This window comes from Micromonospora sp. KC207 (assembly GCF_004348615.1).
GTDB lineage: Bacteria > Actinomycetota > Actinomycetes > Mycobacteriales > Micromonosporaceae > Micromonospora.
In genome coordinates, this window is the sequence record NZ_SMKJ01000181.1 from 1 (window position 1) to 14,498 (window position 14,498).

The following is a 14,498-nucleotide window of genomic DNA, read 5'->3' on the forward strand; positions in this document are numbered from 1 at the left end:
CCCCCTGCCCCGGGTGCAGGCGCAGCGAAGCGGCGGCGGCCGGGGTGACGTCGGCGGCCACCGGAAGCGGCCCGCCGAGCTCGACCCGCAGGTGGTCCCCGTGCCGCCGTACCCCCGACACGGTGGCGGGCCAGGTGTTGCGTGGGCTGCCGTCGGGCCGCGCCGGGTGCAGGGCGACGGCGGCGGGCGGGAACGCGACGAACGCCTCGCCGACGACACTGTCGGCGACGGTGAGGGTCAGCCCCCCGACCCGTACGCGCCGGCCGTCGGCATGGCCCCGGTGCAGGTTCAGCCCGACCAGACGGGCGACGTAGTCGGTGCGGGGGCGGGCGGTGACGGTGGCCGCGTCCCCCTCCTGGACCACCCGGCCACCCTCCACGATGGCCAGCCGGTCGGCGAGCACCAGCGCGTCGAGCGGGTCGTGGGTGACCAGCACGGTCGCGCCGGAATGCGCGCCGAGGTGGCGGTGCAGCTCCGCGCGGGTGTCCAGGCGGGTACGGGCGTCGAGGGCGGCGAGCGGCTCGTCGAGCAGCAGCAGGACGGGGTCCACGGCGAGCGCGCGGGCCAGCGCCACCCGCTGGGCCTGACCGCCGGAGAGCTGCCGGGGCCTGCGCCGGGCGTAGTCGGCGAGGCCGACCCGGTCCAGCCAGGCGTCGGCGCGGGCACGGGCCGCGCGCCGGTCCGCGCCGCGCCGGCGGGGCCCGAAGGCGACGTTGTCGCGGGCGCTCAGGTGCGGAAATAGCAGGTAGTCCTGGAAGACCATGCCGACGGGACGGCGTTCCGGCGGGACCCACACCCGCCGGTCGGGGCGGTCGAGCTCGATCCCGTCGAGGGTCAGGTGCCCGGCCGTCAGCGGGTGCAGGCCCGCCAGGGCGCGCAGCGCGGTGGTCTTGCCCGCGCCGTTGGGGCCGAGCAGCGCGACCACCTCCCCCGGCCGCACCCGCAGGGCCACGTCGAGGTGGAACGCGCCCCGGTCGGCGACGAGGTGGGCGTCCAGCAGCGGCGTTCCCGCGCCAGGCGGGCGCGGCCCGGTGGCGGTCACGGGGCGGTGACCCAGCGGTCGCGGAGCCCGGCGAGGATCGCCACGGAGACGGCGAGCAAAACCAGGCTGAGCACGATCGCGGCCTCCAGGTCGGTCTCCAGGGCGAGGTAGACGGCCAGCGGCATGGTCTGGGTACGGCCCGGGAAGTTCCCGGCGAAGGTGATGGTCGCGCCGAACTCGCCGAGGGCGCGGGCCCAGCACAGCACCGCGCCGGCCGCGACGCCCGGGGCGACCAGCGGCAGGGTGACGTGGGTGAACGTCGTCCACCGGCCCGCGCCCAGGGTGGCCGCGGCCTCCTCGTACCGGGTGTCGGCGGCGCGCAGGGCGCCCTCCACGGCGATGACCAGGAACGGCATGGCCACGAACGCCTCGGCCAGGACCACCCCGGCGGTGGTGAACGGCAGGGTGACGCCGAAGGCCGCGTCGAGCCAGCCACCGAGCATGCCCCGGCGGCCGAAGACCAGCAACAGGGCCACGCCACCGACCACCGGCGGCAGCACCAGCGGCACGGTGACCAGCGCCCGGACCAGCCGCCGGCCGGGGAACTCCACCCGCGCCAGCAGCCACGCCAGGGGTACGCCGAGGGCGACGCAGAGCAGCGTCGCGACGGTGGCGGTCAGCAGGGACAGCCGCAGCGCGGTGAGCACCCCCGGCGCGGCCAGCCGCTGCGGCAGGCTGGCCCACGGGGCGCGGGCGAGCAGCCCGACCAGGGGCAACACGAGGAAGGCAAGCCCCAGGCCGGCGGGGACCAACAGGGCGACGGGCACCCGCCGGCCGGGGACGCGGCGGCGCGGCGGTGGCGCGATCGGGCGTACCACCGCAGGTCAGGCCCGGGGTGGCTGGAACCCGGCGGCGGCCAGCGCGGCGCGGCCCCGGTCGGACAGCACGTACCCGACGAAGGCCCGCGCGGCGGCCGGGTTGGCGGCCCGCCGCAGCACGACGATCGGGTATTCGTTGACGGCCCCGGCCGACTCGGGGAACTCCACGGCGTCGACCTCGGCCGCGGCGGCGGTGACGTCGGTGCGGTAGACCAGCGCGGCGTCGACCTCGCCGAGACGCACCTTGGCCAGCGCGCCCTTGACGTCGGGTTCGAGGGTGACCGGGGTGAGCGGCACGCCGGCGGCGTCCAGCGCGGTGCGGGCCGCCGCGCCGCAGGGCACCTGCTCGGCGCAGAGCGCCACCTTCGCGCCGGGCCGGGTCAGGTCGGCCAGCCCGGCGACGCCCCTCGGGTTGCCCTTCGGCACGGCGATGACCAGCTGGTTGCGGGCGAAGGTCACCGGGGCGTCGGCGGCGTTGCCGGCGTCGGTGACCGTGCGCATGGTGGCCGGGGACGCGGCGGCGAACGCGGCGGCGGGCGCGCCCTGGTTGACCTGGGTGGCCAGGGCGGAGCTGCCCGCGAAGCTGAAGGTGACCGTGGTGCCGGGGTGGGCGGCCTCGAACTCGTCGCCGAGCCGGGTGAACGCCTCCGTCAGTGACGCTGCGGCGAAGACGGTGATCGGGCCGCGCACCCCGTCGCCGCCCTCCCCCGGCGCCGGCTGGTCGGCCCCGCCGGCGCAGGCGGCGAGGGCCAGGGCAAGGGCCCCGGCCAGGGCGCAACGAGCCACTGATCCGGTCACGTGCCGGTCCCGCCTTTCAGAGGGGACGGCCGCTCCACCACGACCGTCGTCGACTTGATCACCGCGACGGCGATCGAGCCGACCCGCAGGCCCAGGTCGTCGACCGCCTCGCGGCTCATCAGCGACACGATCCGGAACGGCCCGGCCTGGATGTCGACCTGTGCCATGACGGCGTCCTTGACCACGGCGGTGACGATGCCGCGCAGCCGGTTGCGCGCCGAGGTCAGCTCGGCGTGCCCCTCGGGCGCGGCAGCCACGGCGCGGACGAACGCGGCCAGGTCGACGCCGTCGACGACCCGGTGACCGTGCGCGTCGCGGGTGGCGGCGAGGCGGCCGGCGTCGACCCAGCGCCGCACCGTGTCGGTGCTGACGCCGAGCAGCTCGGCCGCCTCGCCGATCCGGAACATCGCCACGAAGGCACTCTACCGTGCCGCTTCTGCGAGCCAATGACTGTTCTTGTCCTCGCATCCGCATACTTTCATTGCGTCAGGGGCCCGCAGGTGCGGCAGGGCGCGGAGCAGGCGGCAACCGTGCGCCAGCCGGCGACTGCGGGGAGACTGGCGGCATGGGATGGGCCCGTCGAGCCGTACCCGCCGCCGTCGCCGCTTTGGCCGCCCGCGACGTCCTGCAACGCGACCACGCCCTGCTGCGCAACTTCCCGGTGCTCGGGCGGGCCCGGTACCTGCTGGAGTCGCTCGGCCCGGAGCTGCGGCAGTACATCGTGGCCGGCAACAACGAGGAGCGGCCGTTCACCCGGGACCAACGGCGCTGGGTGTACGCGTCGGCGAAGCAGGAGAACAACTACTTCGGGTTCGGCACGGACAACGACATCGAGCACACCGCCGGGTATCCGATCATCAAGCACCGCACGTTCGGCCGGGCGGTGCCGCCGTCGGCGGCGGCGACGGCCGGGCACGACGTGCGGCTGCCGTGCGCGAAGGTGCTCGGGGCGGCCCGGGGGCGGGCGCGGGTGTTCCGGCCGGAGTCGGTGGTCAACATCTCCGGGATGAGTCTCGGCTCGCTGTCGGGCAACGCCGTGGCGGCGCTCAACCGGGGGCCGCCCTGGCCGGCTGCCTGCACAACACCGGCGAGGGCGGCCTGTCCCCGTACCACCGGCGCGGCGGCGAGCTGGTGTTCCAGCTCGGCACCGCGTACTTCGGCCGTCCCACGGCCGCACCGATCGACGCACAGGCACTTCTTCCGGGTTGCGCCCCGTGCCGTTTCCATTGCCAGCAGGGACGACGGCCCAGGTCAGGACGGCAGGCGCATGGTACGCAGGAAGACGGGCAGCAGCCAGGGCCGCCGCCCGCCGACCGACACCTTGCGGGCGAGCACCGCGCGTACCCGGTGCACCCGACCGAAAAGCATCAGCGTGAACGTGGCCGGGTCGAACGAGATCCGTACGTCCGGGCGTGCCTGCGGCGTGCCCACCGTCACCCGCCCGTCGACCAGGATCATGGTCACCTCGGGGCCGAAGCGGTGCCGGAAGTTGACCGAGATCACTCCCGGATGCGCCGGGCCGTCCCGGTCCAGCAGCCGGCCGTAGCCCCGGCGGGTCATGCCGACCATGAACAGGTCGACGAAGAGCGCGGCGTCGGCGGGGTCGATGACCCAGCGCCGGCCGATCGCCCGGGCGATGTCCCAGGAGTGGATGTTCAGCTCGTTGAGCAGGTGGGCCAGCAGCCCGGTGACCGGCAGCCGGGCCCCGCCCAGCCAGGACACCTCGTGCTCGGGCCCGGCCTCCCCCGCTGCCCGCAGCACCTCCTCGACGTCGGCGCGCAACCGGTCGGCCAGCACCGGCAGCCGTCGCTCGGTGAAGTGCCGCAGCACCTCGGCGTTCATCACCGAGATCGTGTCGACCGTGGTGCGCCGGCGCAGGTCGAGCAGGCCGGGCACCGGCAGGTCCGGTGGGGCGCCCCGGACCAGAGCCAGGCCCATCGCGGCGACGCCGCAAAGGTGCGCCATGGTGTCCGCCACCGTCCAGTGCGCGGTGGCGGGGCGATCGGGCGGGGCGTCGGAGACGAGGTCGAGCAGGCGCCCGAGGACGACGGGCACGGAGGTGCGGACGCGACGCCACTGGTGCGGAGTGACCGACATGTGTCCACGATGGAGGACCCAGGCGGCGATCACTTGTTCGAGGTTGCCGTCCTGTCGGACGCGCCCCACCGCTTTACGGGCCCCGCCGTCGAGCAGGGCTCGGATCGGGCAACACGGAAGAAGTCAACCGGGCGACCCGTCCCCACAATCCAGCCATGACAGCCACCGAAACTGGAGGCGCGGTCCACGTCACCGCGCACACCCACCCGCGCACGCGCGGGCGGATCGTCCTGGGCGGCGTCGCGGCGGGAGTCCTGCTTGCGGTGCTGTGGTCGTACGAGTTCGTCGACCACGTGATCGGCGACAACGTCGCCAACACCCTGCTGGGCCACGACGCGAAGACCACCGCCATCGGTGGCACCGTCGCGGGCCTGGTGTTCGCGTTCGTCTCCGGCCTGGCCGGCACGTTCACGGCGTGCAACATCGCGATGGCCGCCGCGGTCGGCCCGATGAGCCAGGCCGGCGGCACCGGTGCGACCCGGGCCGGGCTGCGCGTCCTGCTACGGCCGGTCGGCTGGCTCACCGTGGGGATGGTGGCCGTCGCCGCGGCGTACGGCTTCGTCGGCGTGCTGCTCGGCGACCGGCTGCCGCAGCTGTCCACCGGCACCGTCGACGGGCTGCCGATGCGCCTGGTCCAGTCGATGGTCGTCTTCGGCGTGATCGGGCTCGCCTTCGTCTACCTCGGGCTGGCCGCGCTCGGCGCGCTGCCCGACCCGTTCGCGCACCGCCCGGTCGCCCGGGTGGTGGTGCTCGGCGCGCTGGTCGGCGGGTTCCTCATCGGCCGGCCGTACCCGCTGTTCAACAAGCTGTTCCACTGGGCGGTGGACACCGGCAACCCGCTGTACGGCGCGGGCGCGTTCGTGCTCCAGTCGCTGGGCAACATCGCCATCGTCGCGGCGCTGTTCGCCCTGGTCATCGTGGCCACCCGGGGCCGGTTCGTCCAGTGGCTCGCCGCCAGCCCGGCCCGCACCGCCGCGGTGACCGGTGCGCTGCTGATCGCGTTGGGTGTGTTCATGGTCGTCTACTGGGACGTGCGGCTGCCCGCCATGTTCGGCTACGGCTGGTTCCCCACCATGCCGTACAACGGGTAGTCGACGGTCGTGCAGGCGGGCGCAGCGCCGCGCCCGCCGTATCGGGGCCGGTCAGGCCGAGCCGACGTACCCGTCGACCTTGATCCGCTGCGCGGTTTCGGTGTAGGCGACCGGGTCCTCCGGCAGCGCGGTACCGAGCCCGTCGACGTAGCGGTTGAACATGCAGAACGCGGCGGCGATCAGCACCGTGTCGTGGATCTCCAGGTCGGTCGCGCCCTCGACGCGCGCCGCGTCGACCAGTTCGCCGCTGACGTTGCGACCGCCGGACTGGACCGCAGCGGCGATCCGCAGCAGGCCGCGCAGCTTCGCGGAGATCTCGGCCGTGTCCAGGTCCGCACGGACCTGCCCCACCAGCGGCATGCCGCCGTCGAGTTGGGCGGCGGCGAACGCCGAGTGCGAGGAGCAGCAGAACGTGCAGTCGTTGAGCCCCGAGACGTACGCCGCGATCAGCTCCCGCTCACCGGCGGTGAGGGTCGGGTGCGGAGCGTGCAGCAGCGCCTCGGCCAGGGCGTTGAGCGCCACGGCGGTCTCCGGCCGGTAGCGCATGAGCCCGCTGATCCCCGGGTGCTGCGTCTCGTCCAGGCCCAGATCGATGTGTGCCACGTGTCTCTCCTCGGCGTGACAGGCCGCGGCCGGCGGCAACGCGGTCCTGCTGCGCATGGTGCCGTCCCGGCGGCCCACCCGCTTCTTTCACCGTGCCCACTGCCGGCCGAAGCCGCGGGCCACGAATTCTTCGAAAATGCCGTGCGCGGCGCCGACACCTGGGTCGACACGAAGGGCGACGAGCAGGGCACGCATGCGTATTGCCGCTGCGTACGAACCGCTGCCACGATCTGCTCCATGGTCGACACGACGCACATACGGCAGGAGGCCCAGGCACAGTCCGGGGCCATGGTGGACCGACTTCGCCAGCTTGTGCACGCCGAATCCCCACCCGGCGCGGTGCGGCGCCTGCACGCCTGCGCCGACCTGTTGGAGAGCTGGATCAGCCCGGTGCTGGGCCGGCCCGCCGTGCGAATGACCCGCGACGGGCTGCCGCACCTGCTCTGGCAGGCCGAGGACCAGCGGGTGCTGCTGCTCGGACACTACGACACGGTGTGGCCGGAGGGCACCACGCGGGACTGGCCCTTCGCGCTGGCCGACCACATCGCCACCGGGCCGGGGGTGTGCGACATGAAGTCCGGCATCGTGCAGTTGGTCACCGCCCTGTCGCTGCTGCCCGACACCTCCCGGGTGGGGGTGCTGCTGACCTGCGACGAGGAGAGCGGGTCACCGACGTCCCGACCACTGATCGAGCAACAGGCCCGGCGGTCGCGGGCGGTGCTGGTGGCCGAGCCGGCCACGGAGACGGGCGCGCTCAAGGTCGCCCGCAAGGGCGGTTCGAGATACGAGATCACCGTACGCGGCCGGGCCGCGCACGCGGGCGTGGAGCCGCACCGGGGGGTGAACGCGGCGGTCGAGCTGGCCCACCAGGTGCTCGCCGTACGGGCGTTCGCCGCCGAGGGCACCAGTGTCACGCCGACGGTGCTCAGCGCGGGCAGCATCAGCAACCAGGTGCCCGAGTCGGCGACGTTCTGCGTCGACGTGCGCGCCTGGACGCGCGAGGAGCTCGACCGGGTGGACGGCCTGATCCGCGCGCTGACCCCCCAGTTGGCCGAGGCCTCGCTGGTGGTGGGCGGCGGGATCAACCGGTACCCGCTCCAGGAGGCGGTGGCGACACCACTGCTGGAGATCGCCCGGCGGGCCGGCCGCGAGCTGGGCCTGCCGCCGGTGGAGGCCGCGCACGCCGCTGGCGCGTCCGACGCGAACTTCACCGGCTCGCTGGGCGTGGCCACCCTCGACGGCCTGGGCGGAGTGGGCGGCGGATCGCACGCCCGCACCGAGTGGGTGGACGTCAGCCAGCTTCCCGACCGCGCCGCCCTGCTCGCCGCGACCATCGCGGGCGTGCTCGCCCGGCAGCGGCGGGGCCCGGTCGGCGCGGGTCGGGGCGTCCCCGTGCGCCTGTGACGCGCGTCGCTCCTCCCCACGGGCCGGCGCACCGTCCATAATGGTGTGCCGAGTCGGCGCGCCCGGCCCCGCGCCGCTGCCCATCCGCCGGCGATGCCACCTGGCGTGGCCGCCGGCGCAGCGAGCGGGAGGACGAGATCCCCATGACCCCCACCACGCGCCCGCCCACCTCGCCGCCCCGCTTCGGGGTGGAGGAGGAGTTCCTCGTCGTCGACGCCGTCACCCGGGCCCCGGCGCCCCGGGCCGCCGAGGTCGTCGCGGCGGCGTCCGTGTCGCTCGGGGAACGGGTGTCCGGGGAGATCACCACCCTGCAACTGGAGACCCGGACCGACGCCTGCGGCACGCTCGGCGAGCTGGCCGACCAGCTCGGTGAGGCCCGCAAGGTCGTCGCGGACTGCGCACGGGCGGCGGGGCTGCGGGTGGTGGCCACCGGCACGGCCCCCGTCGCCGGGGCGGTGCCGCCGCCGATGACCGTCGGCCCGCGCCAGAGCAGGGGCACCGAGACGTACCGGGGGCTGCACGACGAGCTGGCGCTGTGCGCGCTGCACGTGCACGTGGAGATGCCGGACCGGCAGCGGGCGGTGCTGGTCGGCAACCACCTGCGGCCGTACCTGCCGCTGCTGCTGACCCTCACCGCGAACTCGCCGTACTGGGACGACCGCGACTCCGGGTACGCGAGCTGGCGCACCACCGTCTGGGGCCGGTGGCCCGTGGCCGGGCCGCCGCCGGTGTTCGACTCGGCGCAACACTACGACGAGGTGGTGCGGCGGCTGCTGGACGCGGGCGCCCTCGTCGACCGGGCCACCATCTTCTGGGACGTACGCCCCTCGGAGCGACACCCGACCCTGGAGGTCCGGGTCGCCGACTCCGCCGTCACCGCCGAGGACTCGGCGCGGTACGCGGCGCTGGTGCGGGCCCTCGTGGTGCACCTGTCGGCGGTGATGGACGCCGGCGAACCCGCCCCGCACGTCGCCGGGGAGCTGCTGCGGGTGGGCTACTGGCGGGCGGCCCGCGACGGCCTGGACGGCGAGGGCCTGGACCCGCGCACGGGCCGGTTACGGCCCGCGGCGGAGTTGACCCGTCACCTGCTGGACACGGTGGAGCCGGCGCTGCGCGCCCACGGCGATTACGACCCCGTCGCGCAGTGGCTGGAGCGGCTCGGCACCGACGGCACCGGGGCGCGGCACCAGCGGGCAATCGTCCGCCGGGGCGGGACGCTCACCGACGTCGTCGACCACCTGGCGGAGCGGACGGCGGGCTGATGCCGGCCGGCGATCTGGGCAATCGCGCACAACCGGCGGTGGGTGGCGTGGGCGATGCTGGAAAGGCCCCGACCTGCCGATGGAGGCTCCCGTGAACCAGATCGCGACCACCCCGTTCCACCTGCGACGGCTGGATCCCACGCTGATGAACCGCACCGCCCGGGACTTCGCCGACCGGATGGCGGCCCGCCGGTCGGTGCGGCACTTCTCGGCCGAGCCGGTGCCGCTGGAGGTCGTCGAGGAGGCCGTTCGGGCTGCCGCGACCGCCCCCAGCGGCGCCAACCTGCAACCCTGGCGCTTCGTGGTGGTCACCGACGCCGAGCGAAAGCGGCGGCTGCGCGAGGCCGCCGAGGCCGAGGAGATCGAGTTCTACACCCGCCGTGCCTCCACCCAGTGGCTGGAGGCGGTGGCCCCGATGGGCACCGACTGGCGGAAGCCGTTCCTGGAGACCGCCCCCGTGGTCATCGTGGTCTTCGAGGTGCACCAGGGACCGCACACCCCGAAGCCCTACTACGTCAAGGAGTCGGTCGGCATCGCCGTCGGCGTCCTGATCACCGCCCTGCACCTGTCCGGGCTGGCCACGCTCACCCACACGCCGAGCCCGATGCGGTTCCTCAACGAGATCTGCGAGCGCCCGGCCGAGGAGCGCGCCTGCCTGGTGATGCCGGTCGGCTACCCGGCCGAGGGGGTCACCGTCCCGCAGTTGACCCGCAAGGCGCTCTCGGAGGTCATGGTCCGCCGGTAGACCTCACCGCCCCAGGTCCGCGGTGAAGAAGTCGCGCAGGGGCTGCACGTGCCGGTCCTGCCGGCGCCACTCCGCCAGCAGGTCCTCCAGCAGGTGCAGCTCCTCGACCAGTTCCCCGCCCCGGTAGCGGCGCACCACCGGGTGGATGAAGGCGCTCTCGGCCGCCCGGTCGGGCTGCGGGTGCCGCTCGATGGCGAACACGTCGCTGTACGCGTCGCGGCCCCAGCGCAGCGAGAACGTGTAGTAGTGGCTCTCGCCGCCGAACCGCGCGACCGCGTGGTCCTCGGGCAGGTCGTGGTAGTGGCGCACCACCCCGGCGCCCGCGTCGACGACGAGCGCGTCGCAGAGGAACTCGAACTGCGTCCACAGCGCCGAGCTCCAGTTCACCCGGTCCAGCACCGCCTCGGTGAGCGCCTCGGCGTCCGCCTCCACCTTCTCGTACGCCAGCGGCGCGCCCTCGTACCGCTCGCGCAGCAGGGCGGTGAGCGTGCGCAGGTTGTAGCGGAACCCGTCGATGAAGGCCGACGACGCCTTCTTGAAGTCGCGATCCTGGGCGAGCGTGCCGGCGAAGTAGAGCCCGTCGACGTTTACCGACTGCCAGTCCGGCCGGGTGGCGGGCAGCCGCCCGCTGGGCACCATGCCGGGGCGGCAGTTCTCGGCGAAGACCGAGGTGTCCATGGCGAAGCCGGTACAGCGCAGCACCGTCTCGTACTCCATCACGGCCGTCTCGCCGTCGGCGTGGGTGTAGGTCAGGCTCACCTCGTACCGGTCCCCCACCGGGCGGATCTCGTCGATGACGCAGTCGAGCACCGAGTGCAGGGTCTTGAACTGGTAGCTGTCCAGGACCGCGCCGTGGTGGCCGCGCACGTCGCCGGGGTGCTTGGTGTTCCAGGCCAGCCGCAGGGGACGCGGGCTGGCCAGGTGCACCATGGCGGCGTGCCCGAGGATCGCCGAGGCCGTCTCGAACGCGGAGTTGCCCTTGCCGAGGATCAGCACCCGCTGGCCGGCGTAGTCGGCCGGGTCGGTGCTCATGTCCTCGTAGCCGATCGCGTGCTCGATGCCGCGCACGTCGGGGACGTTCGGCCGGCCCCAGCCGGCGGCCACCACCACGCAGTCGGCATGCAGCTCTCGCCCGCCGGCGCGCACGAGAAAGCCGTCTTCGGTCTTGGCGACCAGTTCGACGGCCGTGTCGTAGCGGACGGCGAGCCCGTGGTGGCGGGCGAAGTCCCCGAGGTAGCGGACCATGTCGTCGGCGGAGGGGAAGTACTCGCGGCTGTAGTCGGAGAACGGCAGCTCGGCCGGGGTGTGCAGCAGCGAGTTCCAGTCCCAGCGCAGCCGGATCTCCGGGTCGGTGCTCGTCGTGTGCACCTTGTTCAGGGAGATCAGCCTGCGGTGGCGGGGGAACCGGCGGAAGAACCCGCCGGGTTCGGCCGCGCGTTCCAGCGTCAGGTAGTCGCTGCCGGCCTGCTGGAGGTAGTAGCTGAGCTGAAGGCCGGCCGGACCGGCGCCGATGATCAGGTAACGGTGGTGCTCGATGCCCTCTGGCAAGTCGGTCATGGATGCTCCCGCGTCGAGTACCCAAGACCATTGTGGATAAATGCACTTAAGTCAATACATATCCGGGTAGGATGGTGCGACCGAAGGACCGAGGCGCGGCACCGGTTCCGGTCCCGCCGGCGGCCGGCCGCCCCCGCCGAGCGGCGAGGGCGGCCGGGTACGCGGACGGCTGACTCAGGCGGGCTGGGCGGCCGGCTCGCGGTGACCGCTGACCTTCGCCGCCGGCATCGGGCCGCCCTTGGCGGTGCCGGTCATCTCGTCGCCGTCGATCGTCACGTCGAACACCAGGTCCATCCGCATCGGCTTCTTGATCGACTGGTACCAGGACAGTCGGTTGCCCTCCAGCTGCAGATCGTTCAGGGTGAGCGTCTCCTTCTCGCCGCGGGAGATCCCCTGCAGGACACCGTCCTTGCTGAACAGCTCCAGTTCGGTGCGGCGGACGCCGAACGGGGTGGCGACGGCCACCTTCCAGAATCCCTCGACAGACACGGCGGCTTCCTTTCTTCCCGGGATCCCGGGCGGGGCGATCCCTGCGGACGATGCCCGGGCGGCGCCTCGGGCAGCGCCGACACCCACGCTAGTCATCGCGCCCCCGGCAGTTAGTCGCCATATTGCCGTCTTGCGCCGACGGGGTGGACACAGCGGGTCAACGCGACGAGATCGGCCAATAGGGATCCGACGCGTCAAATCGTCCGCTATACGCGAGCCAAACCGCCGTCATGCTGCGAAAATGTCGGGAGCAATGTGAAAGAAGCGCGCCCAGGTGCCACCGTCGCACGATGAACCTGGCCCGATCCGGTCGCCGAGCATCCACTTTCCCGCCCGCCCCAGGAGGCAAACAGACACGCCCAAAAAGCAAATTGCACCGCCGCCGGAAAATGGCCGGGAAACGCCCTCCTCCGGTCGGCCCGCCGCGTCGACGAAGCCCCTGACGTCAGGCGACACTCCCCCAACCCTTGCCGCGCAGCACCCGGGACCGCCCGTGGAAAACCGCCGCGGTGATGCCGTCTGCCCTGTTCACGCCATCGGCTTTGGCAGAAGCCGATGGCTCTGTTGTAAGGAGACCGTACCGTGCTGGGTCAACGCGCACGCTCGCTCAGTCCCGGAATAGTCGCGATTCTACTCGTGGCCTCGCTCTTTTTCATCATCGACACCCGCGTGTCCGTCGCCGGCGCCGACGAGGCCGCCACACGATACCGCTTCGCCGAGCAGCCGATCGCCTACCCGAACGGCTACGACCAGCTTCCCAAGAAAACGATTCGCGACGTCAACCGCTCGTATCACAAGATCCGCGCCTGGATCTCGTCGGTCGGGGCGAGCATCGCCGTCAACGACCTCACCGGCCACGGCCGCGCCAACAGCCTGTGCTTCGTGGACGTGCGCACCGACAAGGTGGTCGTGACCTACGCGCCCACCGCGCCGAAGGAGGACCAGTTCGCGCCGTTCATCCTCGACCCGGCGCCGCTGCCGGTCGACGACACCATGGCGCCGATGGGCTGCGTGCCGGGCGACTACAACCTCGACGGCCGGATGGACCTCATGGTCACCTACTGGGGCCGGGTGCCGATCCTGTTCCTGCACAAGGCCAGCGCGACCACGGTGTCCAACGCCACCTACCAGCGCCAGGAACTGCTGCCGCAGAGCTCGCCCGACGGCCTGTACCACGGGCCCAAGTGGCACACCAACGCCTCGCTGGTCAGCGACCTCGACGGCGACGGCAGGCCGGACGTGGTGATCGGCAACTACTTCCCCGAGTCCGACGTGCTCAACACCAGGGGCCAGGACAACGTCGAGATGAACGAGACGCTGTCCAGCGCCACCAACGGCGGTGGCAGCCACGTCCTGCGCTGGCAGTCGGCGACCTCGGGCGACAACCCCTCGGTGTCCTTCGTGCCGCAGCGCGCCGCGATCCCGTTCGTCGCGTCGACCGGCTGGACGCTGGGCATCAACGCCGCCGACCTCACCGGCCGGGGCCTGCCCGACGTCTACATCGCCAACGACTTCGGCCACGACCACCTGCTGCACAACGTTTCCAGGCCCGGGCGCATCGAGTTCAAGGTCGCCATCGGCGAGCGCACCCCCACCACGCCCAAGTCGTTCGTGCTCGGCAACGGCTCGTTCAAGGGCATGGGCATCGACTTCGGCGACCTGGACCGCAACGGCAGCTTCGACATGATGGTCTCCAACATCACCACGGCCTGGGGCCTGGAGGAGAGCAACTTCGTCTGGGTCAACCGGGCCCGCGACGAGCGCGACATGCTCGCCAAGCTGGACAAGGGCATCGCCCCCTTCACCCAGGAGGCCCGCCCGCTCGGCCTGGCCTGGAGCGGCTGGGGCTGGGACGTGAAGTTCGGCGACTTCCTCAACAGCGGTGACCTGGAGGTCGTGCAGACCCTCGGCTTCGTCAAGGGCAAGATCGACCGCTGGCCGTGGCTGCAGGAGATGGCCATGATGAACGACGACCTGATGTCCAACCCGGCGATGTGGCCGAACATGCAGCCCGGCGACGACATCGCCGGCAGCCAGCCGCTGGCGTTCTTCGCCCGCACGGCCAGCGGCGAGTTCGCCAACATCACCGAGCAGGTCGGCCTGGACGTGCCGATCCCCACCCGGGGCATCGCCACGGCCGACACCCGGGGCATCGGAGCACTGGACCTCGCCGTGGCCCGCCAGTGGGGCCCGCCGGCGTTCTACGCCAACGAGGCGCCGAGCAAGGGCAACTACCTGAACCTGCGGCTGTACCGGCCGGCGGTCGGCGCACCGGCGGACCAGATGCTCTGCACCCCGGCGTACGGCGCCACCGTCACGGTCACCACGCCGGACGGACGCAAGCAGATCTCCCAGCTCGACGGCGGCAGCGGCCACGGCGGCAAGCGCAGCTTCGAGGTCCACTTCGGGCTGGGGGCCAGCAGTGGCCCGGTCACCGTCGACATGCGCTGGCGCGACCTGAGCGGCCAGCAGCACAGCACCAGCCAGCAGCTCACCGCCGGCACGCACACCCTCGTGCTGACCGACCGCGTCGAGGAGGTTCCGAACCGATGACCACGATCGCCCCGCCCCCCAGCATCGACACCGCGCCCG

Annotated in this window: 14 protein-coding genes; 5 read left to right on the forward strand and 9 right to left on the reverse strand. The window is 72.9% G+C overall.

Going from position 1 to position 14,498, the window contains the following annotated elements; all coding sequences use genetic code 11:
* The 6 genes from E1258_RS21245 to E1258_RS21270 all read right to left on the reverse strand — a co-directional run.
* A partial coding sequence (locus E1258_RS21245) for an ABC transporter ATP-binding protein (RefSeq protein ID WP_207919653.1) occupies window positions 1-1,042 on the reverse strand: 1,042 nt, incomplete at its 3' end.
* Complete coding sequence (locus E1258_RS21250) at window positions 1,039-1,860, reverse strand: ABC transporter permease (protein ID WP_132404101.1); 822 nt, start codon at window positions 1,858-1,860, stop codon at window positions 1,039-1,041. The genes E1258_RS21250 and E1258_RS21245, both read right to left, overlap by 4 nt.
* Window positions 1,861-1,866: 6 nt before the next feature.
* Window positions 1,867-2,658 carry a molybdate ABC transporter substrate-binding protein gene (gene modA, locus E1258_RS21255; protein ID WP_132404104.1) on the reverse strand — a complete coding sequence of 264 codons (792 nt, stop codon included), beginning with the start codon at window positions 2,656-2,658 and terminating at the stop codon, window positions 1,867-1,869.
* Window positions 2,655-3,071, reverse strand: a complete 417-nt coding sequence (locus E1258_RS21260; protein WP_132404107.1) for a molybdopterin-binding protein — start codon at window positions 3,069-3,071, stop codon at window positions 2,655-2,657. Before E1258_RS21260 ends, modA begins: the two co-directional genes overlap by 4 nt.
* Before the next feature lie 388 nt (window positions 3,072-3,459).
* Window positions 3,460-3,885 (reverse strand): hypothetical protein, encoded by a 426-nt coding sequence (locus E1258_RS34025; protein WP_207919654.1) that lies wholly within the window; start codon window positions 3,883-3,885, stop codon window positions 3,460-3,462.
* Between the two features lie 24 nt (window positions 3,886-3,909).
* Complete coding sequence (locus E1258_RS21270) at window positions 3,910-4,755, reverse strand: maleylpyruvate isomerase family mycothiol-dependent enzyme (protein WP_132404110.1); 846 nt, start codon at window positions 4,753-4,755, stop codon at window positions 3,910-3,912.
* A 155-nt stretch (window positions 4,756-4,910) separates the two neighbouring features.
* Between E1258_RS21270 and E1258_RS21275 the strand changes: the two genes are divergently transcribed.
* The gene (locus tag E1258_RS21275) at window positions 4,911-5,846 is read left to right on the forward strand and encodes a hypothetical protein (RefSeq protein WP_007071146.1); all 936 of its coding nucleotides are present in this window, start codon (window positions 4,911-4,913) and stop codon (window positions 5,844-5,846) included.
* 51 nt (window positions 5,847-5,897) lie between these two features.
* On the opposite strand, the gene E1258_RS21280 is transcribed toward E1258_RS21275, so the two are convergent.
* The gene (locus E1258_RS21280; protein ID WP_132404113.1) at window positions 5,898-6,449 is read right to left on the reverse strand and encodes a carboxymuconolactone decarboxylase family protein; all 552 of its coding nucleotides are present in this window, start codon (window positions 6,447-6,449) and stop codon (window positions 5,898-5,900) included.
* A gap of 237 nt (window positions 6,450-6,686) precedes the next feature.
* Here E1258_RS21280 and E1258_RS21285 point away from each other — a divergent pair, with 237 nt between their 5' ends.
* From E1258_RS21285 to E1258_RS21295, 3 genes are all read left to right on the forward strand, one after another.
* Window positions 6,687-7,853, forward strand: a complete 1,167-nt coding sequence (locus tag E1258_RS21285) for a M20/M25/M40 family metallo-hydrolase (RefSeq protein WP_132404116.1) — start codon at window positions 6,687-6,689, stop codon at window positions 7,851-7,853.
* Between the two features lie 143 nt (window positions 7,854-7,996).
* A complete protein-coding gene (locus tag E1258_RS21290; RefSeq protein ID WP_132404119.1) occupies window positions 7,997-9,115 on the forward strand; it encodes a glutamate--cysteine ligase in 1,119 nt (372 codons plus the stop codon).
* A gap of 145 nt (window positions 9,116-9,260) precedes the next feature.
* Complete coding sequence (locus E1258_RS21295; protein ID WP_165949862.1) at window positions 9,261-9,860, forward strand: nitroreductase family protein; 600 nt, start codon at window positions 9,261-9,263, stop codon at window positions 9,858-9,860.
* Between the two features lie 3 nt (window positions 9,861-9,863).
* On the opposite strand, the gene E1258_RS21300 is transcribed toward E1258_RS21295, so the two are convergent.
* The gene (locus E1258_RS21300) at window positions 9,864-11,417 is read right to left on the reverse strand and encodes an NAD(P)-binding domain-containing protein (RefSeq protein WP_132404125.1); all 1,554 of its coding nucleotides are present in this window, start codon (window positions 11,415-11,417) and stop codon (window positions 9,864-9,866) included.
* Window positions 11,418-11,591: 174 nt separating this feature from the next.
* Window positions 11,592-11,906 (reverse strand): hypothetical protein, encoded by a 315-nt coding sequence (locus E1258_RS21305; RefSeq protein WP_165949860.1) that lies wholly within the window; start codon window positions 11,904-11,906, stop codon window positions 11,592-11,594.
* A 636-nt stretch (window positions 11,907-12,542) separates the two neighbouring features.
* On the opposite strand from E1258_RS21305, the gene E1258_RS21310 reads away from it, so the two are divergent.
* Window positions 12,543-14,459 carry a CRTAC1 family protein gene (locus tag E1258_RS21310; protein ID WP_243715603.1) on the forward strand — a complete coding sequence of 639 codons (1,917 nt, stop codon included), beginning with the start codon at window positions 12,543-12,545 and terminating at the stop codon, window positions 14,457-14,459.
* Window positions 14,460-14,498 lie beyond the last annotated feature (39 nt).

What these genes read in the sequence shown, in the direction of transcription:
- E1258_RS21270 (WP_132404110.1), bottom strand. Translation starts at nt 4,755, where the DNA reads ATGTCGGTCACTCCGCACCAGTGGCGTCGCGTCCGCACCTCCGTGCCC.
- E1258_RS21285 (WP_132404116.1), top strand. Translation starts at nt 6,687, where the DNA reads ATGGTCGACACGACGCACATACGGCAGGAGGCCCAGGCACAGTCCGGG.
- E1258_RS34025 (WP_207919654.1), bottom strand. Translation starts at nt 3,885, where the DNA reads ATGGAAACGGCACGGGGCGCAACCCGGAAGAAGTGCCTGTGCGTCGAT.
- E1258_RS21300 (WP_132404125.1), bottom strand. Translation starts at nt 11,417, where the DNA reads ATGACCGACTTGCCAGAGGGCATCGAGCACCACCGTTACCTGATCATC.
- E1258_RS21290 (WP_132404119.1), top strand. Translation starts at nt 7,997, where the DNA reads ATGACCCCCACCACGCGCCCGCCCACCTCGCCGCCCCGCTTCGGGGTG.
- E1258_RS21275 (WP_007071146.1), top strand. Translation starts at nt 4,911, where the DNA reads ATGACAGCCACCGAAACTGGAGGCGCGGTCCACGTCACCGCGCACACC.
- E1258_RS21295 (WP_165949862.1), top strand. Translation starts at nt 9,261, where the DNA reads ATGAACCGCACCGCCCGGGACTTCGCCGACCGGATGGCGGCCCGCCGG.